The organism is Candidatus Eisenbacteria bacterium (assembly GCA_035577985.1).
Taxonomy (GTDB): Bacteria; Desulfobacterota; Binatia; order DP-6; family DP-6; genus DATJZY01.
This window is the reverse complement of sequence record DATJZY010000004.1, coordinates 1-25,504: the sequence shown is the minus strand read 5'-3', so window position 1 is coordinate 25,504 and position 25,504 is coordinate 1. Positions and strand designations below refer to the sequence as shown.

Annotated in this window: 23 protein-coding genes; 13 read left to right on the top strand and 10 right to left on the bottom strand. The window is 70.1% G+C overall.

Features of this window, described 5'->3' with window-relative positions; all coding sequences use genetic code 11:
• The first annotated feature begins 858 nt into the window (after positions 1-858).
• The 4 genes from VMS22_00345 to VMS22_00330 are packed head-to-tail and all read left to right on the top strand — an operon-like array spanning position 859 to position 5,830.
• Positions 859-2,073: a hypothetical protein gene (locus VMS22_00345; protein HXJ32459.1), complete on the top strand. Its 1,215-nt coding sequence runs from the start codon at positions 859-861 to the stop codon at positions 2,071-2,073.
• Position 2,074: 1 nt separating this feature from the next.
• Positions 2,075-3,241 (top strand): hypothetical protein, encoded by a 1,167-nt coding sequence (locus VMS22_00340; protein ID HXJ32458.1) that lies wholly within the window; start codon positions 2,075-2,077, stop codon positions 3,239-3,241.
• A 55-nt stretch (positions 3,242-3,296) separates the two neighbouring features.
• Positions 3,297-5,537 carry a hypothetical protein gene (locus VMS22_00335; GenBank protein ID HXJ32457.1) on the top strand — a complete coding sequence of 747 codons (2,241 nt, stop codon included), beginning with the start codon at positions 3,297-3,299 and terminating at the stop codon, positions 5,535-5,537.
• Positions 5,538-5,593: 56 nt separating this feature from the next.
• A complete protein-coding gene (locus VMS22_00330) occupies positions 5,594-5,830 on the top strand; it encodes a hypothetical protein (protein ID HXJ32456.1) in 237 nt (78 codons plus the stop codon).
• A 161-nt stretch (positions 5,831-5,991) separates the two neighbouring features.
• On the opposite strand, the gene VMS22_00325 is transcribed toward VMS22_00330, so the two are convergent.
• On the bottom strand, positions 5,992-6,396 hold the full coding sequence (locus VMS22_00325; protein ID HXJ32455.1) for a nuclear transport factor 2 family protein: 405 nt from the start codon (positions 6,394-6,396) through the stop codon (positions 5,992-5,994).
• A 58-nt stretch (positions 6,397-6,454) separates the two neighbouring features.
• Between VMS22_00325 and trxA the strand changes: the two genes are divergently transcribed.
• Entirely contained in the window at positions 6,455-6,781 is a 327-nt protein-coding gene (gene trxA / locus VMS22_00320) for a thioredoxin (protein HXJ32454.1), read from the top strand.
• 19 nt (positions 6,782-6,800) lie between these two features.
• Here trxA and rodA read toward each other — a convergent pair whose 3' ends face one another.
• From rodA to VMS22_00295, 5 genes are read right to left on the bottom strand one after another with little or no spacing between them, the layout of a single operon-like run.
• Entirely contained in the window at positions 6,801-7,919 is a 1,119-nt protein-coding gene (rodA, locus tag VMS22_00315) for a rod shape-determining protein RodA (GenBank protein ID HXJ32453.1), read from the bottom strand.
• Complete coding sequence (gene mrdA, locus VMS22_00310; protein HXJ32452.1) at positions 7,919-9,808, bottom strand: penicillin-binding protein 2; 1,890 nt, start codon at positions 9,806-9,808, stop codon at positions 7,919-7,921. Before mrdA ends, rodA begins: the two co-directional genes overlap by 1 nt.
• A 1-nt stretch (position 9,809) precedes the next feature.
• The gene (gene mreD / locus VMS22_00305; GenBank protein HXJ32451.1) at positions 9,810-10,304 is read right to left on the bottom strand and encodes a rod shape-determining protein MreD; all 495 of its coding nucleotides are present in this window, start codon (positions 10,302-10,304) and stop codon (positions 9,810-9,812) included.
• Between the two features lie 4 nt (positions 10,305-10,308).
• Positions 10,309-11,169, bottom strand: coding sequence for a rod shape-determining protein MreC (gene mreC / locus VMS22_00300; protein HXJ32450.1), 861 nt, complete (start codon positions 11,167-11,169; stop codon positions 10,309-10,311).
• A gap of 24 nt (positions 11,170-11,193) precedes the next feature.
• Entirely contained in the window at positions 11,194-12,228 is a 1,035-nt protein-coding gene (locus tag VMS22_00295) for a rod shape-determining protein (protein HXJ32449.1), read from the bottom strand.
• A gap of 115 nt (positions 12,229-12,343) precedes the next feature.
• Here VMS22_00295 and VMS22_00290 point away from each other — a divergent pair, with 115 nt between their 5' ends.
• Together VMS22_00290 and VMS22_00285 are read left to right on the top strand one after the other, a co-directional pair.
• Entirely contained in the window at positions 12,344-14,242 is a 1,899-nt protein-coding gene (locus tag VMS22_00290; GenBank protein ID HXJ32448.1) for a peptidylprolyl isomerase, read from the top strand.
• 16 nt (positions 14,243-14,258) lie between these two features.
• Positions 14,259-15,032 (top strand): alpha/beta fold hydrolase, encoded by a 774-nt coding sequence (locus tag VMS22_00285; GenBank protein ID HXJ32447.1) that lies wholly within the window; start codon positions 14,259-14,261, stop codon positions 15,030-15,032.
• On the opposite strand, the gene VMS22_00280 is transcribed toward VMS22_00285, so the two are convergent.
• Both VMS22_00280 and radA read right to left on the bottom strand, forming a co-directional pair.
• Positions 15,009-16,910 (bottom strand): APC family permease, encoded by a 1,902-nt coding sequence (locus tag VMS22_00280; protein HXJ32446.1) that lies wholly within the window; start codon positions 16,908-16,910, stop codon positions 15,009-15,011. The two genes, VMS22_00285 and VMS22_00280, sit on opposite strands and share 24 nt — an antisense overlap.
• Positions 16,907-18,274 carry a DNA repair protein RadA gene (gene radA / locus VMS22_00275; protein HXJ32445.1) on the bottom strand — a complete coding sequence of 456 codons (1,368 nt, stop codon included), beginning with the start codon at positions 18,272-18,274 and terminating at the stop codon, positions 16,907-16,909. The genes VMS22_00280 and radA overlap by 4 nt, the downstream gene beginning before the upstream one ends.
• Before the next feature lie 127 nt (positions 18,275-18,401).
• On the opposite strand from radA, the gene bioF reads away from it, so the two are divergent.
• Genes bioF through bioD form a run of 3 tightly spaced genes read left to right on the top strand, consistent with a single transcriptional unit; the run spans position 18,402 to position 21,525 of the window.
• Positions 18,402-19,523 (top strand): 8-amino-7-oxononanoate synthase, encoded by a 1,122-nt coding sequence (bioF, locus tag VMS22_00270; GenBank protein HXJ32444.1) that lies wholly within the window; start codon positions 18,402-18,404, stop codon positions 19,521-19,523.
• Positions 19,520-20,878, top strand: a complete 1,359-nt coding sequence (bioA, locus tag VMS22_00265; protein ID HXJ32443.1) for an adenosylmethionine--8-amino-7-oxononanoate transaminase — start codon at positions 19,520-19,522, stop codon at positions 20,876-20,878. The genes bioF and bioA overlap by 4 nt, the downstream gene beginning before the upstream one ends.
• On the top strand, positions 20,875-21,525 hold the full coding sequence (gene bioD, locus VMS22_00260; GenBank protein HXJ32442.1) for a dethiobiotin synthase: 651 nt from the start codon (positions 20,875-20,877) through the stop codon (positions 21,523-21,525). The genes bioA and bioD overlap by 4 nt, the downstream gene beginning before the upstream one ends.
• Here bioD and VMS22_00255 read toward each other — a convergent pair whose 3' ends face one another.
• Positions 21,526-22,635, bottom strand: coding sequence for a hypothetical protein (locus tag VMS22_00255; protein ID HXJ32441.1), 1,110 nt, complete (start codon positions 22,633-22,635; stop codon positions 21,526-21,528).
• A gap of 47 nt (positions 22,636-22,682) precedes the next feature.
• Here VMS22_00255 and VMS22_00250 point away from each other — a divergent pair, with 47 nt between their 5' ends.
• Complete coding sequence (locus VMS22_00250) at positions 22,683-23,099, top strand: DUF4149 domain-containing protein (GenBank protein ID HXJ32440.1); 417 nt, start codon at positions 22,683-22,685, stop codon at positions 23,097-23,099.
• Positions 23,100-23,414: 315 nt separating this feature from the next.
• On the opposite strand, the gene larC is transcribed toward VMS22_00250, so the two are convergent.
• Complete coding sequence (larC, locus tag VMS22_00245; GenBank protein HXJ32439.1) at positions 23,415-24,614, bottom strand: nickel pincer cofactor biosynthesis protein LarC; 1,200 nt, start codon at positions 24,612-24,614, stop codon at positions 23,415-23,417.
• A 54-nt stretch (positions 24,615-24,668) separates the two neighbouring features.
• On the opposite strand from larC, the gene dksA reads away from it, so the two are divergent.
• Both dksA and VMS22_00235 read left to right on the top strand, forming a co-directional pair.
• Positions 24,669-25,031 carry an RNA polymerase-binding protein DksA gene (gene dksA / locus VMS22_00240; GenBank protein HXJ32438.1) on the top strand — a complete coding sequence of 121 codons (363 nt, stop codon included), beginning with the start codon at positions 24,669-24,671 and terminating at the stop codon, positions 25,029-25,031.
• A gap of 52 nt (positions 25,032-25,083) precedes the next feature.
• Complete coding sequence (locus VMS22_00235; protein ID HXJ32437.1) at positions 25,084-25,413, top strand: hypothetical protein; 330 nt, start codon at positions 25,084-25,086, stop codon at positions 25,411-25,413.
• Positions 25,414-25,504 lie beyond the last annotated feature (91 nt).

The following is a 25,504-nucleotide window of genomic DNA, read 5'->3' as shown; positions in this document are numbered from 1 at the left end:
GAGGTACTCCTCGACGAAGCGCCGCCGGCGTGCGGTCAACTCAAACGGACGTACGGACGAAGTCTCTGCTCTTGAGCCACTGCCGGGAGGTGGCACGCTGGTCTTGGCCGTCCCCGGCTCCAGTTGTCCCGCCTCTGCTGCGTCCACATTCCAACTCCTTGCCTCCGGCTTGCGGTGAAACGCAGGCTTCACTGGAGACGCTCGTCGAGGGTCAGGCGTCTCTCCACACGAGAGAGTCTGACGTCCGTCCCCTGGACCCGCCGCCGCAGACTCGCTCACCGACCCAGGCATGCGTACGATCCTTCCGGTAGTCCCCTGAGCGCCACGATCGCATCCTCGTCGCGCTCCCGAGCCCAGAGAAGCGAACGATGAGCAGCCTTCCGCCGGCACACCGATGTCGCGCGACCTTCAGTCTTGGCGTCGAAGATGGCCTCCTTCGATTGTGGCCGCTGACCACGATTCATGGCCGTCCACGCCGATTCCAGCCTGCTTGCTGAAGAGATTTCCCCTTGCTTATCGCTGAACCCTCGGGGTTCGATTCCCCTCCTCGGCACTCCCGACGTCGCTCCCACCAATTTTGGCTGGCGCGTTCATGCCTGTCACGGCGCCCGGCGACGATCGCCGCGCCGCTCCCGCCGCTCCGGAGCGATGTCGGCGAGTCAGCACTGGCTGCCGGGCCCGCGAAAGGGGTCGCCGACATGGCGCGCCGAACGACGCGCCGCGCGTGAGACATTGCTCGCGTGCGCGACGCGCCTGATACCTTCGTCGCATTGACACCCGGCGCAGAACCCGTGGTAGCGTCCGTTTCGTTTTCCGGCGCTCTCGGGCGCCAGACCACGGGGGAAACGGCTTCAACACATGAAGGGGCTCGCCACAGTCCGCGCGACCGTCGGGCTCACCCTGTTACTGGCCGCGACCTCGGCCGTCGCCCAGAACCCGCCCCTCGACCGGAATCTCGGCGCGTTCCACATCTTCGGGTCGCGCTCGGTCAACCTGAAGAACTACACGCTGCTCGGCGCCTGCAACATCGGCGTCGATTGCGCCAAGCCGTCGAGCAACAGCGATTGCGGCGTACTCTCCCAGGAAGACGCCTTCTACGCCGACAACTCGCAGATCGCCGGCGACAACGCGAAGTTCACGAAGGCCGGTGCGAGCGTGTGGCAGCTCTTCTCGAACGAGATCGACTCGCCCCAGAACGTCACCGTGCGCCTCGGCACCGATGTGCTGACGCCGCTCCCGATCATCGGCGATCGCGACGGCGACGGCGTACCGAGCTGTCGCACCGTCGGCGGCACGTGCGCGACGGATCCCGGCGATCTCGCCACCGCGTGCGCGTTCCCCACACCGTTCCCCGCGTGCGATCCGTCGAAGCCGATCACGGTGCTCGGCAACGCCGACTGCACGGGCGCCACGGACGCGGTGCCGGGCAACGGCCGCTGCGACCTCGGCCCCGGCACGTACGGCGACCTCGTCGTGCAGAACCAGGGCAAGGTCACGTTCGCCGGCGGTGCCTACGTCTTCTGCAAGGTCGACGTCGGCAAGAGCACGAACACGATCACGAACGACCCGACCACGATCTACACGTCGGGCGACTTCCTGGTGAACAACGACTCGAGCCTCGGCCAGCAATGCGGCGACTTCACCGTGCTCGCCAACGGGCCCGGGGCCATCGGCTTCGGGCGCAACTCGGCGATCACGGGGTTCTTCTGCGCGCCGCAGCGCGTGCTGATGCTCGGGCACGACAACGACCTCACCGGGCAGTTCTACGCGGACGAGGTGAACGCGGACTCGAACAACCGCGGGCGCTGCTGCGCACCGGCCGACGACTGCGCGTGCATCGATTCCTTCTCGCCCGTGGTCGCCTCGGTCGGCACCGACGTCACGCTACGCGGCGGCTGCTCGCTCGCCGGTGTGACCGAGGTGCGCATCTGCGGGATCGTCGCGCCCATCACGGCGAAGACCGCGACCGAGGTCCACGTCACGGTCCCGGCGGGCGCGACCGGTGCCTGCGCCGTCCAGGTGAAGAGCGTGTCGGGGACCTTCCACCCGACCGCGACGTTGGCGGTGAACTGAGATGCGAATGGCTCTGCGCGCCTGCATCGTGGTCGTGCTCGCCGCGCTCGTCGGCGCGTCGGCGGCCGACGCGCAGCCGCTCCGGCGTACACTGTCCTCGTACTTCCTGCTCGCCCAGCGCAAGGCGTCGGTGAAGAACCTGTCGCTCGACAGCCCGTGCAACGTCGGCGTCAACTGCGCGTCTCCGGGCAAGAACTCGAGCTGCGGCGTGATGGCGCTCGGCGCCGTGACCTTCGTCGAGGGAAGCCAGGCGGCGTCGGACCTGATGTTCTTCCGGAAGCCCGGTGCCGTCGCCGCGCAAGTCTTCCGCAACGGTGGCGGCGCGCTCGACAACGTGACCTTGCCGGCGCCACCGCAACCCTTCACGCCGCCCATCATCCCCGGGACCTGCGATGCGCAGTGTCAGCCGAACACGGCGGCGCTCGAGACGGCATGTGGCTTCCCGGATCCGTTCCCGGACTGCGACGCGGCGAAGCCCGTGCTCGCCCAGCCGGGCGCCGACTGCGCGCCCGACGCGACGCCCGGAAACGGCGCCTGCGATCTGCCGCCGGGCACCTACGGCTACATCGTGGTCCAGAACGCAGCCAAGCTGAACCTCACCTCCGGAACCTACGTGTCGTGCGGTGTGCGCATCGGCCGCAACGTCGTCGTGACGGCGCACGATTCGACGGTGCTGGTGTCGGGCGGTGGCTTCTTCAAGGCCAACAACGGCGCGACGGTCGCGGAAGCGTGCGGCGATCTGCGGGTGCTCCTGAAGGGCAAAGGCAGCGTCAGCTTCGGACGGCATGCGAGCATCGCGGCCGACATCTGCGCGCCCGCGTCGAGCCTGAAGCTCGGCCACGCGAACCAGCTCACCGGACACTTCGTCGGCGACACCGTGAGCGCCGACTCGAACAACCACGGGCGGTGCTGCGGCGGCGCGTGTGCGTGCTTCAACGACGTCACGCCCCGGCTGGCGCACGTCGGGGACGCGATCACGCTGGTCGCCGGCTGCGACCTCTCCAACGTGAGCGCGGTACGCGTGTGTGGTCAGCCGGCGACGATCGTCGGTCAGACGACGAGCGAGCTCATGTTCACGGTACCCACGGGCGCCTCGGGCGCGTGCCGGGTCGAGATCGACAGCGCGAGCGGGACGTTCGAGGGGTCGATTCTCCTGTCCATCAATTAGCGACACCATTTTTTCCGTTGTTGACGGGGGTCATATGGGCGGCGTAGGCGGGGGTATGCGAAAGGCGGGCTGGCGGGCCTTCATGACGGTGCTGCTCGCTTTCGGGGCGAGCGCGACGGCGTCGGCGGCACTGCTGCCTTGCCAGAGCCCGTCCGCGGATCCCTGCACGATCGCCGCCACGTCCACCATCGCGGCGGGCGTCTACGACATCCGCCCGCGCTCCCTGGTGGTGCAGAACCGCACGATCACGATCACCGGCGCGGGCGAGTTCAAGGTGCTCGCGAACAACGTCACGCTGCAGCCGGGCGCGCGCTTCGTCACTCCCGGCACCGACGGCAACCTCACGGTCAACTTCGACGCCACCGGCACGATCGACCTCCAGGCGCAGGGCAACACGCGCTCCCGCATCGACGTCAGCGGCAACTTCGGCGGGGGTGGCATCGTCCTGCACGCGGTCGGCAACGTCACCTCCAACGGCTCGCTCGTGGCGAATGCGACCAACCTGCTCGGCTTCGGCGGCCCGGTCACGATCACCAGCACCACGGGCAACGTTAGCATCGGCGGCGACCCGAGCGAGGGCATCAAGTCGTTCGGGAACGCGCAAGGAGGCGGCGGCTCGATCTCGATCGAGGCGACCCTCGGCTCGATCTCGATCTCGACGAACCTCGTGCCCAAGGGCGGCGACTGCGGGAGCTGCGAGGTGGACCTCACCGCGGGCACCGACATCACGACCACGGCGCAGGGCGTCCTCGATCTGCAGGCGTCGGGCGCCGGGGACGGCGGGTTCGTCAGCCTCACCGCGGGCCGCGACATCGCGCTCACCGGCAACATCCTCGCCAACGGCTCCGGCGACGACGAGGACGGCGGCAGCGGGGGCGACCTCCTGTTCAGCGCGAACCGCAACATCACGATCGGCGGGCGTGTGGAGCTGAACGGCGCATCGCCCGACGGCAGCAGCGGCACGCTCGACGTCGATGCCGGCGGCTTCATCACGCAGAGCGGTCCCCTGTTCGGTCACGCGATCGGCTTCGGGCAGGGCGACGAGATGTCCTACAGCGCGGTTGGCAACGTCACGCTCTCGAACGAGATCGACCTCAACGCCGACAACTTCGGGGGCGACATCACGGTGTTCTCGAACGCCCTCGTGACCGTCAGCGGCAACCTGCACTCGATCGTGCCGGTCGATCCCGTGAACCACCCCGACGCGCTGGGCGGAACGATCGAGATCGAAGCGTGCCAGATCAACGTCACGTCGGCGGGCCGGCTCACCTGCCAGGGGCCCGGCGGCGATCCGGCGGGCAGCAACCTGCTGGAGGCGAGCACCGGTCTGACGGTCGCAGGGCACCTCACCGCCACGGGCGCGAACGACCTCAGCTGGCGGACGACGGCCCCGGTGCTGACGGGGTCGGTCATCACGCCGCCCGCGGCGACGGTCCAGGATCCGCAACTGCAGTGCTGCGGCGTCTCGTGTCCGACCACGACGACGACCACCACCACGACGACGACCAGTACGACGACGTCCCCGGTGCCCACGACGACCTCGACGTCCTCGACCAGCACGAGCCGCCCGACGACCACGAGCACGTCGACCACCACCTCGACGAGCACGACGTCCACGTCCACGTCGACGACCACCTCGACATCGACGTCGACGACCACGAGCACGTCGACGAGCACGAGCCGCCCGACGACCACGAGCACGTCGACCACCACGTCGACGTCGACCACCACCACGACCATCGTGCTCGGATGTACGGCCGCCCCACTTCCCGGTTGCATCGGCTCCGCCAAGGGATCGCTGCTCGTGAACGAGAAGGCCCTCGGCAAGGAGAAGCTGAAGATCACGATCAATCAGATCCTCTCGACCGTGACGCCGCCGCAGTTCGGCAACCCGGTGAGCGGCATCACCACGTACGCGGTGTGCCTCTACGACCAGTCGAACGCCCTCGTCGCCACCATGCGCGTGAACCGCCCCGGAGCCATCTGCGGCACCAAGCCGTGCTGGAAGGCGATCCTCGGCAAGGGCATCAAGTACAGCGACAAGCTGGCGGGGGCCGACGGGATTCAGCAGATCGTCGCGCAGGGGGGCGACGTCCGGAAGGGCAAGATCATCATCAAGGGAAAGAACGACGCGACGAAGGGCCAGCACGCGCTGCCGACGGGTGTCGCCGTCCCCTTGACGGGCGATCGCAGCGCCACGGCCCAGCTCGTGAGCAGCAACGCGTCGTGCTTCTCGGCCGCCATCGTCACGGTCACCGAGGCCGACGGCAAGGTCTTCAAGGGGAAGACGCCATAGCCGCCGCGACGCCGGGAGTGGCCTTCGAGGCCGGCGCAGGGTAGATTCGCTTCTCGATGCGAGGACCCGGCGGCACGAAACGGCAGAAGGAGCGGGCACGGCTCGAAAAGCGCGCCGAGAAGGAGCGCAAGAAGGCCGAGCGCCGCGCGCTCGAGAAGGAGCGCCCGCCCGTCGCGCCGGGCGAGGATCCGGACATCGCCGGCATCGTCCCCGGTCCTCAGCCCCGTCCGTGGGACGACGACGAGGACGCCGGCGCCGAAGAGACGGCCGACGACGAGGACGAGGCGGGCTGAGTTCTGATGCCGCGCTACCGGAGCGTCGGAGCGCGGAGACGAGCCGCGCGGCGTTCCGTCTTCGCGACGTTCGCTGGCGCGCACGCGCCGCGCGGCGAACCAAGCGGAGCCCTCGCTGCCCGCCCCGCGCTCCACGCCGCGACCGAAGCGCGCTCCGCTCCCTAGCGCTGGACGGCGAGCGACCCTGCCCCCGCGAGGTCGGCCGGGTTCCAGTACTCCCGCCAGTGCGAGATGAGGCCGCCGCGCATCGTGCAGCGGCTCATGCCGCGCCACGTGATCGTCTTCGCGCTCTGGCGGTGCTCGACGGTGATGACCCACTCGGCGAGCACGACGTCCTCGCCCGCGATCGCGAGGTGCAGGACGTTGAAGCGCAGGGGGCGCGTGATCTCGTTCGAGCGGTGCACCAGCTCGGCGAATGCCTCGCGGCCGCGCAGGGGCTCGGGATGCGACGGGGCCTCGAACACCATGTCGTCCGCCCAGAGCGCGAGGTAGGCGCCGAGGTCCTCGCGCAGCCATGCGGCGCGGCGCGCGTCGAAGAGCCGGGTGGCCTCCGCCAACGTCAGCATGCCATCCGTATTAGCGGGCGCCTTCCCTCGACGAAACCCCTCTGCTACGTTTCGACCCATGGCTGATGTGAACGCCGTCTCCGACGACACCTTCGACGCCGAAGTCCTGCAGAGCGCCACACCGGTCCTGATCGACTTCTGGGCACCGTGGTGCGCACCCTGTCGGGCGATCGGCCCGGTCGTCGAGGAGCTCGCGCGCGAGTACGCGGGGAAGGTCAAGGTCGTCAAGATGAACGTCGACGACAACCCGCGCACCCCGCAGAAGTACGGCGTGCGCGGCATCCCGAACCTGATCCTGTTCAAGGGCGGTCAGGTGAAGGAGCAGATCGTCGGCGCCGTGCCGAAGGCCCAGCTCGTCCGCGCCATCACGTCCGTCGTCGTGTAACGTCCCGGCGGCCGGTCCCTCAGAAGAGGTGGCGGCGCATCGAGACGTTCATCACGAGCCCGATCCCGACGAGCATCCCGAACAGGGACGATCCGCCGTAGCTGAAGAATGGCAGCGGGATCCCGACGACCGGGAGCAGGCCCGTCGTCATCCCGACGTTGACGACCACCTGCCAGAACACGATCGCCATCACGCCGAGCACGAGCAGCACCCCGAACCGATCGCGGGCGCGCAGCGCGATCACGAGCCCGCGGAGCAGAAGACCCAGATAGAGCGCCATGAGCGCCACCGCGCCCACGAAGCCGAACTCCTCCGAGAAGACGGAGAAGATGAAGTCGGTGTGCTGCTCGGGGAGGAAGTTCAGGTGGTTCTGGGTCCCGCGCAGGAAGCCGCGGCCCCACACCATTCCCGAGCCGACCGCGATCTTCGACTGGATGATGTGATAGCCCGCGCCCTGCGGATCGAGCTCGGGGTTGATGAAGGTGAGGATCCGCTGCTGCTGGTAGGTCTTCAAATGGTTCCAGAGCGCCGGCCCCAGGATCGGTGACGCCACGATCACGGGGAGCGCGAGCAGCGCGAACCAGCGCAGGCGAATCCCGCCCAGGACCAGCATCGAGATCAGCACGAATCCGAGCATGGCCGCCGAGCCGAGGTCGGGCTGCACCAGGATCAGGATCACGGGCGGGATCGTGAGCAGCGCCGGCAGGATCATCTCGCGCAACGTCAGCCGCACCGCGGCCGTGCGCGCGAAGTAGTGGGCGAGCACGATCACGAGCGCGGGCTTCATGAACTCCGAGGGCTGGATCGACACCGGGCCGAGCGCGATCCAGCGCCGCGATCCGCCGGCGGCCCGGCCGATCAGCGGCACCAAGATGAGCGCCACGACGGCCGCGCCGTAGACGACGTACGCGTAGCGATCGAGCCGCCGGTAGTCGAACGACAGCACGAGCAGCATCCCCGCGAAGCCACCCGCGAACCACATGGCCTGGCGGACGGCGAGCGGGGACGGCCCGTCCATGCTCGGCGCGTGCGTCGCGCTGTAGACGGTCGCGATCCCGAGCCCGCAGACCGCGATCGCGAACAGGGGCAGCAGCCACTCGAAGTGCGTGATGAGTCGGCGGTCGACGTAGAGCCGCATCAGTCCTCTCGCACTCCGCTCGCCGGCTCGGGGAGCGCGGCCGGCTCGGGCGGCGCCCCGCGGTCGAAATAGTGGGCCAGCACCTGGCGCACCGTCGGCGCGGCGATTGCGCCACCGCCGCCGCCGGCGTTCTCGACGATGCACGCGACGGCAATCTCCGGCGCCTCGTACGGTGCAAAAGCGATGAACCACGCGTGATCGCGCGTCGCCAGCGCGCCCTTGTTCGAGCGCGAGCGTTCACCCATCGTCACGACCTGGGCCGTGCCGGTCTTGCCGGCGACGGTCACGCCGGGAAGGCGCGACTTCTTTCCCGTGCCCCGGTCGGACATCACGACGTCGCGCATCGCCTCGCGGACGATCTCGAGGTTCTTCTGCGAGACCTCCGCGTGCCCCATGACTTCCGGCTCGATCACGCGCCGCACGCTGCCGTCGGGCGCGTCGATGCGCTTCACGTAGTGGGGCCGGTAACGCGTGCCTCCATTCGCTATCGTGGCCGCGAGGTTCGCCATCTGCAGCGGCGTGACCGTGACGTAGCCCTGCCCGATCGCGACCGACAGCGTCTCGCCGGGATACCACGGCTGCTGAAAGCGCCGCCGCTTCCATTCCGAGTCGGGGATGGTCCCGGCCTTCTCGTGGTCGAGCTGGATGCCCGTGAGCACGCCCAGGCCGAGGCTCCGCGTGTATTTCGCGATCCCGTCGACCGTCAGACGGGCGCCGTACTGGTAGAAGAAGACGTCACACGACTGCACGATCGCCTCGTGGAGGCTGACCGTGCCGTGCCCGCCCTTGCGCCAGCAGCGGAAGAAGTGGTTCCCGAACTGCGTCCCGCCGTGGCAGCTGACGCTCGAGCCGGTCGTCGCGACGCCGGCTTCGAGCGCGCCCGCGGCCACCGCCACCTTGAACGTCGAGCCGGGTGCGAACTGTCCCTGCACGGCCCGGTTGTTGAGCGGCCGCAGCGGATCCTGCAGCAGCGCGCGCCACTCGCCCCGACGCACGCCGCGCGCGAAGACGTTCGGATCGTAGCCCGGGTGGGAGACCATCGCGAGCACCTCGCCGTTGCGCGGGTCGAGCGCGACGAGCGCGCCGTTGCGATCGCCGAGGGCCTGCTCGGCGACGCTCTGCAGGTCACGATCGATCGTGAGGGTCAACGTGTCACCGGAAACGTCCGGTGTCTCCTCCAGCACGCGCACGCGCCGGCCGAGCGCGTCGACCTCGACCTGCTGCTCGCCGGGCACCCCGCGCAGCTCGGCATCGAAGGCCTTCTCGAGGCTCGCCTTCCCGACGACGTCGCCGGGCCGCAGCGTCGCGTCCGCGAGCCCCGCGAGCTCCTTCTCGCTCACCTCGCCCACGTAACCCAGCAGGTGCGAGGCCATGGACTCGAACGGATAGTAGCGGCGCGGCACGACCTGCAGCGACACGCCCGGCAGCTCGAGCTGATGGGTCTCGAGCGCCACGACGCCGTTCCAGTCGAGGTCGCGATGCACGACGATGCCGGCGTAGGGCGGCCGCTTCGACGGCGCGCGCAGGCGCTCGTGGATCTGCGTCTCGGTCTCGCCGAGCTGCTGCGCCAGCGTGCGCAGCGTCGTCTTGTGGTCGGGCGCGTCCTCGGGAACGAACACGACGTCGAACGACGGCCGGTTGTCGACGAGGATCGTCCCGTTGCGGTCGTAGACGACGCCGCGCGCCGACGGCACGCGGACCAGGCGCGTGCGGTTGTGCTCGGAGAGGTCCCGCATCTCCGGCCCCTTCACGACCTGCAGGAACCACAGGCGGGCGACGATGAGCGTGAACACGATGAGCACCATGCCCGCGGTCACGCCGATGCGGGACGACAGCTCGGAGGGAACCTCCCGAGGCGCCACGTGGAACTCGCCGCCGAGCTGGATCATCTCACGCCAGCCGCAGGAGCCGGCGCTCCCAGTGAAGCACGCCGAAGACCCACGGAGTAGCGAGCGCGGCGAGCACGGCCTGGACGAGCCCTCGCCGGATGACGACGGGCCAGCCCGGCCACGCCCGATCGACCAGGACGACGACCGCGTGCGCGACCAGCATGTAGACGAGCGACGCCAGGAAGACGACGATCATGGCGGGCAGGCCATCTTCGGTCCAGAGCGTGCGGGAGATGAGGTAGGCGACCACATACGCCGCCGTGCACGCGGCGGCATGAACGCCGAGCACGGTCCCCGAAAACGTATCGAGGAAATAGCCGAGGAGAAACGCCCCCACGACGCCGCCGACGCCGTGGTAGCGCAGCCCGAGATACACGGCGAGCACGAGCACGAAGTTCGGGACCACCTCGGTGAGGCCCGTAACGAGCTCGCCGACCGTCGTCTGGACCAGCATCGCGAGCACCGCCGCGACGGCGATCATCAGCGTCACCCGCATGGCGTCACTGGAGCGGCGTGCTCATGGGCAGGTCGCCGACGATGGCTTCGACCGGCCCGCGCGTGACGAGGACCTCCTCGAGACGATCGAAGTCGACGAACGGCCGGACGGTGGCGTACTGGAAGAGACCCTGGCCGCGCTTGTCCACCGCGCCGATCTGTCCGACCGGGAGGCCACGCGGAAAGATGCCGTCGACGCCGGAGGTGACGACGAGATCGCCGGTCTGGAGGTCCTCCGTGCGCTTCACGAACTTGAGACCGCAGCCCTCGCTCACCGTCCCCTCGACGATGCCGCGCGCCCGGGTGCGCTGGACGATGGCGTCGATGCCGCTGTTGTGGTCGGTGATGAGGAGCACCCGCGCCGCGCCGGCACCCACGAGGAAGACCTGCCCGACGACGCCGCCGGGCGCCAGCACGGCCGCGCCCTTCTTCACGCCGTCGCGCTCGCCGCGATCGATCGTGAGCGTCCGCGCGAGGCCGGTGGCGTCGCGCCCGATCACCGTCGCGGTGATCACGTCGCCCGCGAGCCGGTCGCGAAAGGCGAGAAGATCGCGCAGGCGGACGTTCTCCTGCCGCGTCTCCTCGAGGCGCACCGCCTGCGTCTGCAGATCGCGGACGCGGGCGCGGAGCGTGTCGATCTCGCTGCGCCGGCGGAAGATGGCCGCCGTGTCCTGCCACACCTCGGCGAGCGCGCGCTGCGCGACGGCACCGACGCGTTGGAACGGCGCCATCACGTCGAGGAGCAGCCGACCGAAGCGATCGGTGCGGCCGCGTCCCGTCGCCGTCGATGCGACCAACACGGCCGCGAGGCCGCCGCACACGAGCGAGGCGAGCAGCACGCGGTTGCGGCGGAAGAACTCGAGCATTACGCCCCGCGGGGGCGCCCCAGCTCACTGAATCGCGATGTCCCTGAGCAGGCTGAGTTCATCGAGCACCTTGCCGGCGCCCATGACGACCGCCGTCAACGGATCGTCGGCGAGCACGACCGGCAGTCCGGTCTCCTCACGCAGGAGGACGTCGAGGTTGCGCAGGAGCGCGCCGCCGCCCGCGAGCACGATCCCCTTGTCGACGATGTCCGATGCGAGCTCCGGCGGGGTCCGCTCGAGCGCGATGCGGACCGCCTCGACGATCTGGTTGATCGGCTCGAGGAGCGAGTCGCGGATCTCTTCGTCGGAGATGTCGACGGTCTTCGGCACGCCCGCCACGAGGTCGCGGCCCTTGATCTCCATGGTCTGGATCTCGTTGCCCGGATAGGCGGATCCGATCGTGATCTTGATGAGCTCCGCTGTCCGTTCGCCGACCAGCAGATTGTACTTGCGCTTGATGTACTGGACGATGGCCTCGTCCATCTTGTCGCCGCCGACACGCACCGATCGCGAGAACACGATGCCCGCGAGCGAGATCACCGCGACCTCGGTCGTGCCGCCGCCGATGTCGACGATCATGTTGCCGGCCGGCTCGGTGATGGGGAGCCCCGCGCCGATCGCCGCGGCCATGGGCTCCTCGACGAGGTAGACCTCGCGCGCGCCCGCCGACTCCGCCGACTCGCGCACGGCGCGCTTCTCGACCTCGGTGACGCCGAACGGCACGCAGATGATGATGCGCGGCCGCACCAGGCGCTTGCGGTTGTGGATCTTCTGGATGAAGTACCGCAGCATCGCCTCGGTGATCTCGAAATCCGCGATGACGCCGTCCTTGAGGGGCCGGATCGCGGTGATGTTGCCCGGCGTGCGGCCCAGCATGCGCTTCGCTTCCGCGCCGACCGAGAGCACGCGCCGGCCGCCCTTCGCATCCTTCTGGACGGCGACGACCGAGGGCTCGTTGCATACGATGCCCTCGCCCTTCACGTACACCAGGGTGTTCGCCGTTCCGAGATCGATCGCGAGATCGTTCGAGAACAGCCCCAAGATCGTGTCGAGAATCATCGGATGTGCGGGACGAGGTATCAGAAAGCCCAGGCGGCAGCAATGAAACGCGACGTCCGGCGGGCATCTTGGTTTGCAAACCCACAGGGGACGGGTTAGCGTCGCCGACGCACCCGTGCTGAACCAACTCCGGCGCTTTCACAGCTCCACGCCCATCAAGATTCTCTACACGCTGCTCGCCGTCACGTTCGTCTGGTGGGGCGTAGGGTCGTTCGGCGCGACGGTCGACGCCGTCGCCGACGTGCGCGGCACGCGCATCACGCGCCGCGAGGTCGACCGCGAAGCGGCCCTCCTCCAGCGCCGCTACGAGCAGATGCTGAAAGGCGTCAGCCTCCCGCAGATGCCGGACCTCCGCGGCCAGGCGCTCGACAACCTCATCGAGGCGGCCCTCGTGCAGCACGAGGTCAATCGCCTGGGGCTCGAGATCACGGACAGCGAGGTCGTGACGGCGATCACGCGGATCCCCGAGCTGCAGGAGAACGGACGCTTCAGCCGCGACCTCCTCGAGCGCATCCTGCGCGACCAGCGCGATCGCGGGGAATTCGAAGACTCCATCCGGCGCGATCTGCGCGACCAGCGCCTGCGCAGCCTCATCACCGACGGCGTCCAGGTCACCGACGCGGAGATCGAGGAGCGCTACAAGCTCGATCGCGAGCAGGCGAACCTGGCCTTCGCCCGGATCGTCGCCGCCGACCTCGTCGCCAGCGCCGTCGTGAGCGACGCGGACCTGGAAGCCGAGCTCAAGGCCCACGAGGATCGCTATCGCACGCCCACGACGACGCGCGCGCGCTACGTCGTGTACCGGCGAGGCGAGTTTGCCGAGATGGCGAAGCCCACCGAGGAGCAGGTGCGCGCCGCCTACGACGACCACGTCGCCGACCGCTTCACCGACGTCGAGCAGATCCGGGCCCGCCACATCCTGCTCAAGACGGCGCCCGATGCCGCCGAGGACGTGAAGGCGCAGCGGCGCGCCGAGGCGGAGGATCTCCTGAAACAGATCCAGGGCGGGGCCGACTTCGCGACCCTCGCCACGCAGAAGTCCGAGGACGCGGGCTCCGCGACCAAGGGCGGCGATCTCGGCTTCTTCTCGCGCGGGCGCATGGTGCCGGCGTTCGAGGCGGCCGCCTTCGCGCTCGAACCCGGCAAGGTGAGCGAGGTCGTCGAGACCCCGTTCGGCTACCACATCATCAAGCTCGAGGAGCGAAAACCCGGCGGCGTGAAGCCGTACGAGGCGGTGCACGATCAGCTCGTCGCCGAGCTCACGGGCGAGCGGAGCCTCGACCTCGCGCGCAAGCAGGCCGACGCCGACCGGCGCGCCGTCGTGCGCGGCAAGTCGCTGCAGGAAGCCGTCGGATCGCGAAAGGTCGAAGAGACGCCGCCGTTCTCGGCCGGCGGCGACGTGCCCGGCGTCGGACGCGTCAAGGCGTTCGTCGATGCGGCCCTCGCGCTCGGCGACGGCGAGGTGAGCGACCTCATCGAGACGGACGACGCGATCTACGTGCTGGCGCCGTTCGACCGCAAGGAGCCGACGGTGCCGCCGCTCGCCGAGATCCGGGCCAAGGTCGAAGTCGACGCGAAGAAGACGGCTGCGGAGAAGCTCGCCAAGCAAAAGGCCGAGACGCTGCTCGCCCGCGCCAAGGAGGTGGGCCTCGAGAAGGCCGCCGCCGAGGCCGGCGTCAAGCTCGACGAGACCGGCCCCTTCGAGCGTCGCGTCGGAGCGGTGCCGAAGCTCGGACCCATCCCGGATCTCCGCACCGACGCCTTCGCGCTCACGCCGGAATCGCCGCTCGCGCCGAAGGTGTACACGCCCGGCGGCGACGCGGTGGTGATCGTCCTCAAGAGCCGCACGCCCGCCGACATGTCGGGATTCGAAGCGGCCAAGGCGGGGCTTCGCGAGAGCGTCCTCGCCCAGCGCCGTCAGACGGCGATGACGAGCTTCATGAGCTACTTGAAGGAGCGCGCGGTGAAGGACGGCGCGCTCCGGGTGCAGTCCGACGCCCTCGACCGCGGTTGACGCGGCGGACGGGCTCGTGTGGCCCGGCACCCGGCGCTTCGGGTGCGTCCTCGTTCACGGCTTCACGGCAACGCCGGAGGAAGTGCGCCCGCTCGGCGACGGGCTCGCAGCGCGCGGTTTTCCGTGCCGGGCGGTCCGTCTTCCGGGCCACGGGACGAGCATCGACGACCTCGCGCGCGTGGGCCGCGCGGAGTGGATCGCGACCGTCGAGCGCGCCGTCGACGTCCAGGCGAGCGAGAGCGGGCGCGTGGCGCTCGCCGGCGTCTCGCTCGGAGCGCTCCTCGCCGCAGAGATCGCGGCGACCCACCGCGCCCAGGTGGACGCGCTCGTCCTGTGCGCGATCCCGCTCGCCTTCGCGGATCGGCGCGTGCCGACGCTGCGCTGGCTCGCGTGGCTTCCCGGTGTCAGGCAGCGCTACGCCGTCCTGCCCAAGCGCACCGGGGGACGGGACATCCTCGACCCGGAGGCGCGCGCCCGCTCGCACGCCTACGAGACGATGCCCCTGCCAGCGCTGCTGGAGCTCTTCCGGCTGCGCGCCGTCGTCCGCCGTCACCTCCATCGCATCACCCAACCGACGCTCGCGATGCACGGCCGTCACGATCACACCGCCCCGGTGGGGAATCTCGAGCTCCTGCGGCGCCGCCTGCGCACACCCTGGCTCGAGACGCAGGTCTTCGAGTCGAGCGCGCACATCATCACCGAGGACCAGGAACGAGACGCCGTCGCCGCGCGCGCCGCCGACTTCGTCGGGCGCGTCGAGTCGAAACTAGCGACCCGCGACGTGCGCTGAGGCGGCCGCCTCGTCGGCCGCACTCTCGCCCGCCTGCTCCGCCTCGACACGTGGGCGCGCCGCGTGCTCGATCGCGAACTGGAGCTGCGGATAGCGTACCGGCAGCCGCAGCAGGTTCGCCACGAACACGCCGGTCGCCATGCGATCGAGCCACGACGACGTCGGCCACCCGAAGTGGACGGTGACGTCGCGGCCACCGAACTCCTCCTCGAGGAGCGCCAGGATCGAGCGGATGCTGGCGAAGACGCTGCCGCCCTGGATGGGGAAGCGGTAGTGGTTCGGTGCGGCGCGCGGGGGAATGGGCGTGCGCGGCGAGAAGAAGGTGATGAAGGCCGACCCGCCCGCGTCGGGGGTGAGCTGTGTCTCGCCGGGACGCCGGAACCACACGTGCAGCGGCCCGTCGGTCTCGCCGAGCGCGAGCAGCATCTCCATCGGGTAGTCGCTGCGGCGCTTCTCCTGGAGCTCGGGGCCGTAGCGGCGCGAGAACGGCACGCCGGCGGCGAGGATCACCGCGACGACCCCCGCCCACAACCCGGTCCCGTTCGGCTTGTGGGCGGCGAGGTAGATGAAGCAGCAGACGAGCACCACCTCGAGCAGCAGCGTTCCCACGCGCGACGTGTGGTAGGCGCGGATCTCCTTCGTGCCCTGGAACCAGCGGTAGATCAGGAGGCAGCCGATGTTGATGCAGAAGCTCGCGAGCAGCCCCACCGCGTACATCTCGGCGAGGATCGCCTGCGAGCCGTGCGTCAGCAGGATGATCGACGTGTACATCACTGCGTTCACGAGGTGGACGCGGTAGAGCGACGCGCGGCGGTTCGTCGCGAGCAGCCAGTCGAAGCGGTAGCGGTGCCCCACCCGCTCGAGCAGCTCGCTCGATGCGACGTAGGCGGTGTTGACGGCCATTACGAGGATGACGCTGCCGAAGAGCCCGACCACTGCGCCGAACCACTCCGTGCTGACGAGCGTCGCCAGGTGCGGGATCAGATCGCCTTCGTGCGCGTGGAAGTCGATAGGCTGCGAGAGCGCGAGCGCCGACACGATCGGCGTCACGAGCCCGACCGTGAGCGCAAGGAAGACGTACGCGCGACGGATGTCGCGCCAGCTCTCCACGAGACCCGCCGTCTGGATCACCGACTCGATGCCCGAATAGGCGAGCACGCAGCTCGCCACACCGATCGTCATCACCTCGACGAAGTTCACCGCCCCGCCGGCGCGGACCTCCCGGACCACGCTGGTCGCGCTCTCCAACATGGTGTGCGGGCTCGTGGGAGGCATGTGCAAGACACCCAGCAGGATCAGGTTCACGAACACGAATGCCGCCGCGATGAAGATGCCGAACGTCACGCGCGCGTTCTCGCGGATGCCCATGATGTTGAGGAGCGCGACGCTCCAGATGATGACGAGGATGAGCGCGTACTCGGTCCCCGGCGTGAGGTCGACGAAGAAGGTACCGTTGATGACGGCGCTGACGGTCGAGATGCACGCCGTCAGGATGTAGTCGACCATGATCGACGCGACGGCGACGAACGAGACGGTCGGCCCGAGCACGAAGTAGGAGAACGAGTAGACCCCGCCGCCCCGCACGCCGTTCAGCTCCAGGATGTGCGCGATCTCGACCATGCGGCTCGACAGGAACCGCATGAGGAGCGAGGTGAACGCGATGAAGAAAATCGCCTGCGCGCCGATGAAGCGGTGCGCCTCGGCCGGTGCGTAGAAGACCGACGTGAGCTCGTCCATGAGCGTGATGACGCCGATCGACAGCCACGTGAGGTACCACTTGCCGCCCTTGGTGAACCCGAGCAGGCTCGGCCGCCGCAGCAGCCAGAAGAAGCCGACGGCGAGAAGGCCGTTGACGACGAGGAGCGCGGCGGTGGTCATCGAATCTCCAGGGCCTCGAACAGATCGCCCAGGCTCGCGATCCCGTGCGGGCGAGCGCCCTCGGTCGGAAGACCGCGCAGGTTCCCCGCCGGCAGGATGCAGCGCTCGAAGCCGAGGCGTCCCGCTTCGCGCAGGCGGGCGTCGGCGCGTGCCACCGAGCGCACCTCGCCCGTGAGACCGACCTCGCCCCACAGGACGACGTCGTTCGGCAACGCCTTGCCGCTGGCGCTCGACGCGACCGCGGCGACCACGGCGAGATCGGCCGCCGGCTCGTCGACGCGCAGGCCGCCGGCGACGTTCAGGAACACGTCCTGATCGTAGAGCCGGACGCGACAGCGCTTCTCGAGCACGGCGAGGAGCAGCGCCACCCGCCCCGGATCGAGCCCGATGGCCGTGCGCCGCGGCATCGCCAGCGCCGACCGCGAGACGAGCGCCTGGATTTCCACCAGCACCGGACGGCTCCCCTCGAGCGTCGCCAGCACGGCGGAGCCCGGCGCGCCGGACGGACGCTCGGCGAGGAACGCCGCCGACGGGTTCGCGACCTCCGCGAGACCGCGTTCGCCCATCTCGAACACACCGACCTCGTTCGTCGATCCGAAGCGGTTCTTGACGGCGCGCAGGACGCGGAGCGCGTGCGCGCCGTCGCCCTCGAAGTAGAGCACCGTGTCGACCAGGTGCTCGAGCACGCGCGGCCCGGCGAGCGAGCCCTCCTTCGTCACGTGGCCGATGAGAAAGCACGCCGTCTGCGTCGCCTTGCAGCGCGTGACGAGCTGCGACGCCGACTCGCGCACCTGCCCGACACTACCCGGCGCCGATCCGAGCGCGCTCGTGTGGAGGGTCTGGATGGAATCGACGACGACGGCGCACGGCCGCGCGCGCTCGATCTCCGCCAGGACGGCTTCGGTCGCCGTCTCCGGCAGGATCAGGATCTCGGCGGCGCCGAGCCCGAGCCGGTCCGCGCGCAGCCGGATCTGCTCGGGCGATTCCTCACCCGCGACGTACAGGACCGGCAGGCCGCGTCCCGCGAGCGACCCGCAGGCCTGCAACGCCAGCGTCGACTTGCCGATGCCGGGGTCGCCCCCGAGCAGGACGATCGATCCCTGGACGAGGCCACCCCCGAGCACGCGGTCGAGCTCACCGATCCCGGTCGAGCGTCGCGCCGTCTCGCTCGCGACGACGGTCGACAGCGTCTGGGGGCGTCCACCTTCGACCGCCCCCGCCTGGCTTCCCCTGCCCCGAGCCTCCGGAAGGATCTCCTCGACGAGCGATCCCCAGGCTTCGCACCCCGGACACTGGCCGAGCCAGCGCGGCGCGGCGTGCCCGCACTGCTGGCAGACGTAGGCAGTCCTCGCCGCCTTGGCCATTGGTAAACTTCTATTCCTCTCGCGCGTTGACAAGGCGGAAGCGAGACGGCATGACCCCACGGTGCCCGCCGCCGAATGGTTCGAGGCCGAACTTCGGGGCCAGCTCGATCGCATAGAATCCAATGGCTTGCGCCGCCATCTGCTGGCGCTCGAATCGGGATCGGACGCCGAGGTGCAGCTCGAGGGGCGGTCCTTCGTCCTCCTCTCCTCGAACAACTACCTGGGGCTCGCCGGCGATCCGCGCCTCAAGGCGGCCTCGGCGGCGGCGGTCGACCGGTACGGCTGCGGCTCGGGGTCCTCGCGCCTCATCGCCGGACACCTGGATCTGCACGCCGAGGTCGAGGCCAAGCTCGCGAAGCTGAAGGGGACCGAGGCCGCCCTCATCTTCCAGTCCGGCTACCAGGCGAACGTCGGGACGATCACCGCCCTGGTCGGTCCGGGCGACCACGTCTTCAGCGACGAGCTCAACCACGCCAGCATCATCGACGGCTGCCGCCTGTCGCGAGCCACCGTCCACATCTATCCCCATTGCGACGTTCGCGCCCTCGAGACGGAGCTCGCACGGACCCAGGCGGCCGGCCGGCGGCTCGTCGTCACGGATTCGGTCTTTTCCATGGATGGCGACCAGACTCCACTTCCGGACCTGGTCGCAGTGGCGGAGCAGTATCACAGCGTCCTCATGGTGGACGAGGCCCACGCAACCGGTGTCCTCGGCGCGCGGGGCGCTGGCCTGACCGAGCAGCTCGGGCTCTCCGCGCGCGTCCCAGTGCAGATGGGCACCCTTGGAAAGGCACTCGGCAGCGCCGGGGCGTACGTCGCCGGCTCGCGCGCGCTCGTCGACGTGCTCGTGAACCGCGCCCGCAGCTTCATCTATACGACCGGGCTCCCGCCGGCCGCCGTGGCGGCGGCCGGCGCCGCGCTCGACGTGGTCGTCGCGGAGCCCGCGCGACGCCGTGCGCTCGCGGACAACGCGGCCCATCTCCGACGCGGTCTCGCGGCGCTGGGCCTCCCCGTCGGTGGCGACACGCACATCCTTCCCGTCGTGCTCGGCGACGTCGAGCGGACGATGGCCTTCGCCGCCGCGCTCCGCCGGTGTGGCGTCCTCGTGCACCCGATCCGTCCGCCGACGGTGCCGCCCGGATCGGCGCGCCTGCGCGTGACGCCGATCGCGACCCATACGCGCATGCAGCTCGACCGCGCGCTCGACGCCTTCGCGACGGCGGCGCGCGAGACGGGAGTACGGCCGTGACCGACACCACCACCCTCGTCCGCTGGGACCACGAGCACCTCTGGCATCCCTTCACGCAGATGCGCGACTGGCTCGCCGACGAGCCGCTCGTCGTGGCCAGGGCCGAGGGCCGCACGCTGATCGACACCGACGGCCGCCGGTACCTCGACGGCGTGTCGTCGTTGTGGTGCAACGTGCACGGCCATCGCCACCCGACGCTCGACGCCGCCCTGCGCGATCAGGTGGATCGCGTGGCGCACACCACGCTGCTCGGGCTGGGAAGCGTACCGTCGATCGAGCTCGCGCACGCGCTCGCGAAGATCCTGCCGCGCGGGCTCACGCGCGTCTTCTACTCCGACGCCGGCGCCACCGCGGTCGAGGTCGCGCTCCGCATGGCCCTTCAGTACCACCAGCTCCGCGGCGACACGCTGCGGACGCGCTTCGCGTCGCTCGTGGAAGCGTATCACGGCGACACGCTCGGCGCCGTGGGCGTCGGCTACTCGGACGCGTTCCATCGCTTCGTCGCCGACGCCGTCGTGCCGGCCGTGCGGCTGACGCCGCCCCACGTCTTCCGCTGGCAGCAGGGCCACGATGCCGCGCGTGCGCTCGCGCTCGCGATCGCCGATGCGGAGCGCGTTCTCGCGGAGCACGGCCCGACGCTCGCGGCGATCATCGTGGAGCCGCTCGTTCAGGGTGCGGCGGGCATGTGGGTCCACGCGCCGGAGTACCTCCGCCGCCTCCGCGCGCTCGCAACCCGCCACGGCACGCTCCTCATCGCGGACGAGGTCGCGACCGGCTTCGGGCGCACTGGACGAATGTTCGCGTGCGAGCACGCCGCCGTGACGCCCGACCTCATGTGCGTCGCGAAGGGCCTCACCGGCGGCTACCTGCCGCTCGCCGCGACGCTTGCGAGCGAAGAGATCTTCCAGACCTTCCTCGGGCCCTACGAGGAGTTCCGCGCCTTCTTCCACGGCCACACCTACACGGGAAATGCGCTCGCCTGCGCCGTCGCGCTCGCGAACCTGCGCGTGTTCGAGGAGGAGCGCACGCTCGAGCGCCTCGGCCCGAAGGTCGCCCGCCTGGAGGCCCGTCTCGCGAGCGACGTCGCGCCGCTTGCCCACGTCGGCGACGTGCGGCAGCAGGGGTTCATGGTGGGCATCGAGCTGGTCGCGAGTCGTGACGGACGGCGTCCCTACGCGCCGGCCGCACGCGTCGGGCAGCGCGTGATCGCGGCGGCCCGCCGCCGCGGCGTCATCCTGCGCCCGCTCGGCAACGTCCTCGTGCTGATGCCGCCGCTCGCGATCACCGAGGACGAGCTGGACCTCCTAGTCGACGTCGCGCGCGACGCGATCCGCGAGGTGACCGAAGCGCCGTGAGCGCGCTATTCATCACCGGGACCGACACCGGCGTCGGCAAGACGTTCGTCGCGTGCGCGCTCGCGCATGCGCTACGCGCGCGCGGGACCCGCGTCGGCGTCGTGAAGCCGGTCGAGACCGGCGTCGAGGGCGAGCCCGAGGACGCGCTGCGCCTGAAGGCCGCGGCGGGCGATCCCGCGCCGCTCGACGACGTGTGCCCCTACCGGTTCCGCGCGCCGCTCGCGCCGTCCGTGGCGGCCGCGCGGGAGGGCACGGCGGTCGACGTCGATCGCCTGGTCGCGCTCGTGCGCCGGCGCGCGAGCGAGGTCGAGGTGCTGCTCGTCGAAGGAGCGGGTGGTCTCCTCGTGCCGATCGTGAAGCAGACGACGTATCTCGACCTCGCCGGCCGCCTGCGCCTGCCGATCATCATCGTCGCCGCGAACCGTCTCGGCACGATCAACCACACGGCGCTCACGGCGCGGGTCGCCGATGCCGCAGGGTTGGCCGTGCTGGGCTTCGTGCTCTCGCACCCGACGCCGCAGACCGACGACTCCGCCACGGCGAACGTCGAGAGCATCACCGCCCTGACCGGCCTCGCGTGCCTCGGCGTGGTCCCGCACTGCGCGCGTCCCGAGGAGGGGGCGTTTATGCTCACGCTCCCGGTCTAGCTAGGGCGCGACGTCGCCGAAGTCCTTCCAGCCGAAGCGCTCGTAGGCGCCGTACATGAGGTACTCAAAGAGGCCGTAGCCCACGTCGCCGCCTGGCGTCGTGAAGCGCGCGACGTTGTCGACGAGGCCCCAGAGCTTCGCCTTCTCGTCCGGATTGCTCTCGTCGAGGCGCAGGCCCTGCACGACGAGCGGCCCCTGGTACATGCCGTGGCGCCAGTCGGCGTCGAAGCCGTACCCGGTGCCGACGCCGACCCAGCACGGCAGGAGCGGCTCGACGGCGACGTCGAGCGACCGCCCGTCGGGCTCGTGCAGGTGCAGCGTCGCGCGGCGCACGAGCCGCGTCCCCGAAACGAGCTCGAACGTGAACTCCGGCCGCCCGAGGAGATCGGGCTTCTTCGCCGGATCCACCCAGATGCGCACGGCTTCTTCGAGCACGCGCGAGCCGTCCGCGTTCTCCTGGCAGATGTAGAGGATCGCGTAGTCCTCGAACTGCATCGGCGCATAGCTCCATAGGCCGCCAACCACCGGCGTGTTCATGCGGATGCCGGCCGGCTCCTGCTCGCCGACGGGCCGCACGCCCCACGAGCGATCGCGGGTGCCCCACCACCGATCGGGCGTGACGGTGATCTTCTCGCCGCCGACCTCGAGTGTCCCCGACCAGCAGCCGGTCTGCGCGAAGCGCATCGTGTCGAAGATCACGCGCTCGTACTGGCGGTTGAAGTGCCGCGGCTCCTGGTAGGCGGGGACGTGCCCCACGAACGTCACGTCCATCGCGACCTCGTGCTCGTTCGGCTCGACCACGACGCGCACGCGCCGGAGCCCTTCCTGCACTTCGATCCGGAACGGCCCGACCGTCGTGTCCATGCGGTTCGGGCCCATCTCGCGCGAGGCGCGGACCACGCGATGCACGCCCTTGCGCGTGACGACGACGAACGCGTCCTGCACGCCGAGGTTCGGGTACTGCCCCATGCCGGTCACGAGGAACAGCTCGTCCGAGCAGGCGTGCATGTTGAAGTAGTAGCGATCGTAGAAGTTCCGATCGCTGGTGCCGACGTGGCGCATGACTTCCGCGATCTGGTGGATGGGATAGTCGTCGAGGGGAGAAAGCATGGGTCGCGTCCTTAGCGCGACGGCGACCGATGTGCCAAGCTCGCGCCATGCTGCGGCTGGTCTTCGCGCTCGCGATCGGGACGTGGCTCGGCGCCGTCGTGAGCCTCACCTACATCGTCACGCCGACGGCGCACGGGACCTTCGATCCGCGCGACGCGCGACGGCTCCTGCGCCCGCTCTTCCCGCGTCACTACGCGCTCGGCATCGTGTGCGGCTTCCTCGCGCTCGGCACGATCCTCGCCGGCAAGGAGAGCCTGCCGCGCGAGGAGATCCTGCGCCTCGCGATCCCGACCTCGATCGCGCTCGTGTGCACGGTGGTCGGCAGCCAGGCGCTGCTCCCCCGGCTGCGCGAGCTCGACGGCGACGATCCCCGCTTCGGGCGCCTGCACCAGCTCTCGGCGATGCTGAACTCGACGACGCTCGGCGCGCTGATCCTCGCGATGGCCGCGGCGATCGCGCGCTAAGATCGCCGCCCCAAGACTGCGTCTTGGGGCGGGGCCGAGTGTGGAGCGTCCGTACACGCGCGACCGGTATGCCGCGGCCAGCAGAGCTGGCGCGGCAGATCGGGGACGCGCGGGGGGAGGCATGGTGCGGCCGGCAAAGCCGTCGCGGGTGTCGGCGACGCCCAACGTCAACTTTTCGCCCGACAGGCGCGGCCCTTTGCGTTTCGCGCGTGCCTCGCCTGCCGCGCCAGCTTCGCTGGCCGCGGCATACCGGTCGCGCGTACCACGGACGCTCCACGCTCGGGCCCGACCCAAGACGCAGTCTTGGGTCGGCGCCTACCGCAGCGCGGCGGCGAGCGCGGTCTGCATGACCGTCTTCAGTGGTACGCCGTGCGCGGCGGCGAGGCGCTTGCAGTCCTCGTACTCGGGCGCCACGTTGGTCGTCCCGTCGGGCGCGGTCGCGACCTTCACGCGCACGGCGCCCCATGGCGTGTCCACGCGCCGCTCTTCGCGCGGCAGCACGAGGCGGGACCAGGTGGCCCAGCGGAGCCCGATGGTCGACGTCTCGGCGAACACGATCGCCGCCAGCTTGTCGCGATCCTCGGGTGCCGCGATCACGCGCAGCATGGTCCCCGGACGGCTCTTCTTCATCACCACCGGCAGGAGAAATGCGTCGCGTGCGCCGGCGGCGAGCAGCCGCTCGATCACGTGCTCGTAGAGCTGCGGCGAGAGATCGTCGATCGTGGCTTCGAGCACGACGACCTCGTCGCGCCCGGTGCCGCCGAGCGGCTCGCCCACGACGATGCGCAGGAGGTTCGGCCGATCGGGCAGGATGCGATCCCCGGCTCCATAGCCGACACGGTCGACCCGCAGCTCGGGTGCGTCGTCCGTGCGCGCGAGCGCCGCCACGATGGCCGCGCCCGTCGGCGTCACGAGCTCCGCGGTGCCGTCGCCCGAGCGCACGCGACGGCCGCGCACCAGCTCCGAGACCGCCGGCCCCGGAACGGGGAGCCGTCCGTGCGCGGTCTCGACGAAGCCGGACCCGAGCGGCAGCGGCCCATGGTAGATGGCGTCGGCGCCGAGCCACGCGAAGCCGAGCGCGGCGCCCACGACGTCGACGATCGCGTCGAGCGCGCCGACCTCGTGGAACGCGACGTCCTCGGTCGCGACGCCGTGCACGCGACCCTCGGCTTCCGCAAGACGCGCGAAGATCGCGAGCGCGCGATCGCGCACCGCGGGCGCGAGCGCGCTCGCCGCCAGCAGATCGCGTATCGCACGGTACGGCCGGTGCGCGTGGCCCGCGTGATGACGGCGCGCGCGCGGGTCGTCCGGATGCTCGCCGTTCACGCGGACGTGGAACTTGGTCCCGGCGATGCCGGAGCGCTGCGTGCGTTCGGCCGACAAATCGATCCCCTGCAGCTTGAGCGATGCGACGGCATCCCGCACGGCGTCCAGCGGCAGCCCGAGGTCGAGCAGCGCACCGACCGTCATGTCGCCGCTGATGCCGGAAAACGTGTCGAGAAAAACGATTTTCATGGCCACGAAAGTCGTTGCGAGGCCCGATTGCGGGTGATAAACGTCACTCCCTTGATGAGGCAGCGCGACCTTACCACCTTCAAGAAGCTCCTACACGAGCGGCGCCAAGAGCTCATGTCCGAGGCCGTCGGCACCCTGCAGGGCATGAACGAGATCGAGTCGTTCCCGGACCCCACCGATCGCGGCTCGCTCGAGGGCAATCGCAATCTCACGCTCCGCATTCGCGATCGCGAGCGGAAGCTCCTCACGAAGATCGACGAAGCGCTCGGGCGCATCGACGACGGCACCTATGGCGTGTGCGAGGAATGCGGGGGCCCGATCGGCGTCGAGCGCCTGAAGGCCCGGCCGGTCACGACGCTCTGCATCGAGTGCAAGTCGACGCAGGAAGCCGAAGAGCGTCGCCGCCAGATCGGCTGACCGCGCGCGGCGCGGACTTTCGCACGCCCCGCACCATGCTAGTGTCCGTGGGGTGACGGTGATCGTCGACATGCGGGCCGTCCGTCCCGGCCGTCTCGCGACGCGCCTCTCCGCGCAGGCTTCGGCCGAACCGGTGCGTAGCCTGCGGGAGTTTCTCCGCGGCGCCGCGATCAGCGAGATCACGGACGGCGTGCGCCTCGGCCTCAGCCTCGACGCGCTCTCGATCGCGCGGCTCGCCGACGAGATCCGCGGCCTCGCGAACGAGTGGCCGTTCCTCTCGTTCCGCCTCCTGGCCGACCCTCCCGACTGCGCGCTGGAAGTGACGGGAACGGGCGTGGCCGCTGGCATGGCCCGCACGGTCTTCGGCGAGCTCGGCTCCTGAGCTCCGGCACGCGACGTGCACTCTCCCGTCGCATGCCGATGCGCGCTCTCTGCGCTTTCCTCGTGATCTCGGTGCTCGCCGCGACCTCGCC

Coding starts and splice junctions, on each gene's coding strand:
- VMS22_00330 (HXJ32456.1), top strand. CDS start 5,594: ATGCGAGGACCCGGCGGCACGAAACGGCAGAAGGAGCGGGCACGGCTC.
- VMS22_00345 (HXJ32459.1), top strand. CDS start 859: ATGAAGGGGCTCGCCACAGTCCGCGCGACCGTCGGGCTCACCCTGTTA.
- mrdA (HXJ32452.1), bottom strand. CDS start 9,808: ATGATCCAGCTCGGCGGCGAGTTCCACGTGGCGCCTCGGGAGGTTCCC.
- dksA (HXJ32438.1), top strand. CDS start 24,669: ATGAGGCAGCGCGACCTTACCACCTTCAAGAAGCTCCTACACGAGCGG.
- VMS22_00335 (HXJ32457.1), top strand. CDS start 3,297: ATGCGAAAGGCGGGCTGGCGGGCCTTCATGACGGTGCTGCTCGCTTTC.
- mreC (HXJ32450.1), bottom strand. CDS start 11,169: ATGCTCGAGTTCTTCCGCCGCAACCGCGTGCTGCTCGCCTCGCTCGTG.
- trxA (HXJ32454.1), top strand. CDS start 6,455: ATGGCTGATGTGAACGCCGTCTCCGACGACACCTTCGACGCCGAAGTC.
- VMS22_00250 (HXJ32440.1), top strand. CDS start 22,683: ATGCTGCGGCTGGTCTTCGCGCTCGCGATCGGGACGTGGCTCGGCGCC.
- mreD (HXJ32451.1), bottom strand. CDS start 10,304: ATGCGGGTGACGCTGATGATCGCCGTCGCGGCGGTGCTCGCGATGCTG.
- VMS22_00255 (HXJ32441.1), bottom strand. CDS start 22,635: ATGCTTTCTCCCCTCGACGACTATCCCATCCACCAGATCGCGGAAGTC.
- rodA (HXJ32453.1), bottom strand. CDS start 7,919: ATGCGGCTCTACGTCGACCGCCGACTCATCACGCACTTCGAGTGGCTG.
- radA (HXJ32445.1), bottom strand. CDS start 18,274: ATGGCCAAGGCGGCGAGGACTGCCTACGTCTGCCAGCAGTGCGGGCAC.
- larC (HXJ32439.1), bottom strand. CDS start 24,614: ATGAAAATCGTTTTTCTCGACACGTTTTCCGGCATCAGCGGCGACATG.
- VMS22_00295 (HXJ32449.1), bottom strand. CDS start 12,228: ATGATTCTCGACACGATCTTGGGGCTGTTCTCGAACGATCTCGCGATC.
- VMS22_00325 (HXJ32455.1), bottom strand. CDS start 6,396: ATGCTGACGTTGGCGGAGGCCACCCGGCTCTTCGACGCGCGCCGCGCC.
- VMS22_00340 (HXJ32458.1), top strand. CDS start 2,075: ATGCGAATGGCTCTGCGCGCCTGCATCGTGGTCGTGCTCGCCGCGCTC.
- VMS22_00280 (HXJ32446.1), bottom strand. CDS start 16,910: ATGACCACCGCCGCGCTCCTCGTCGTCAACGGCCTTCTCGCCGTCGGC.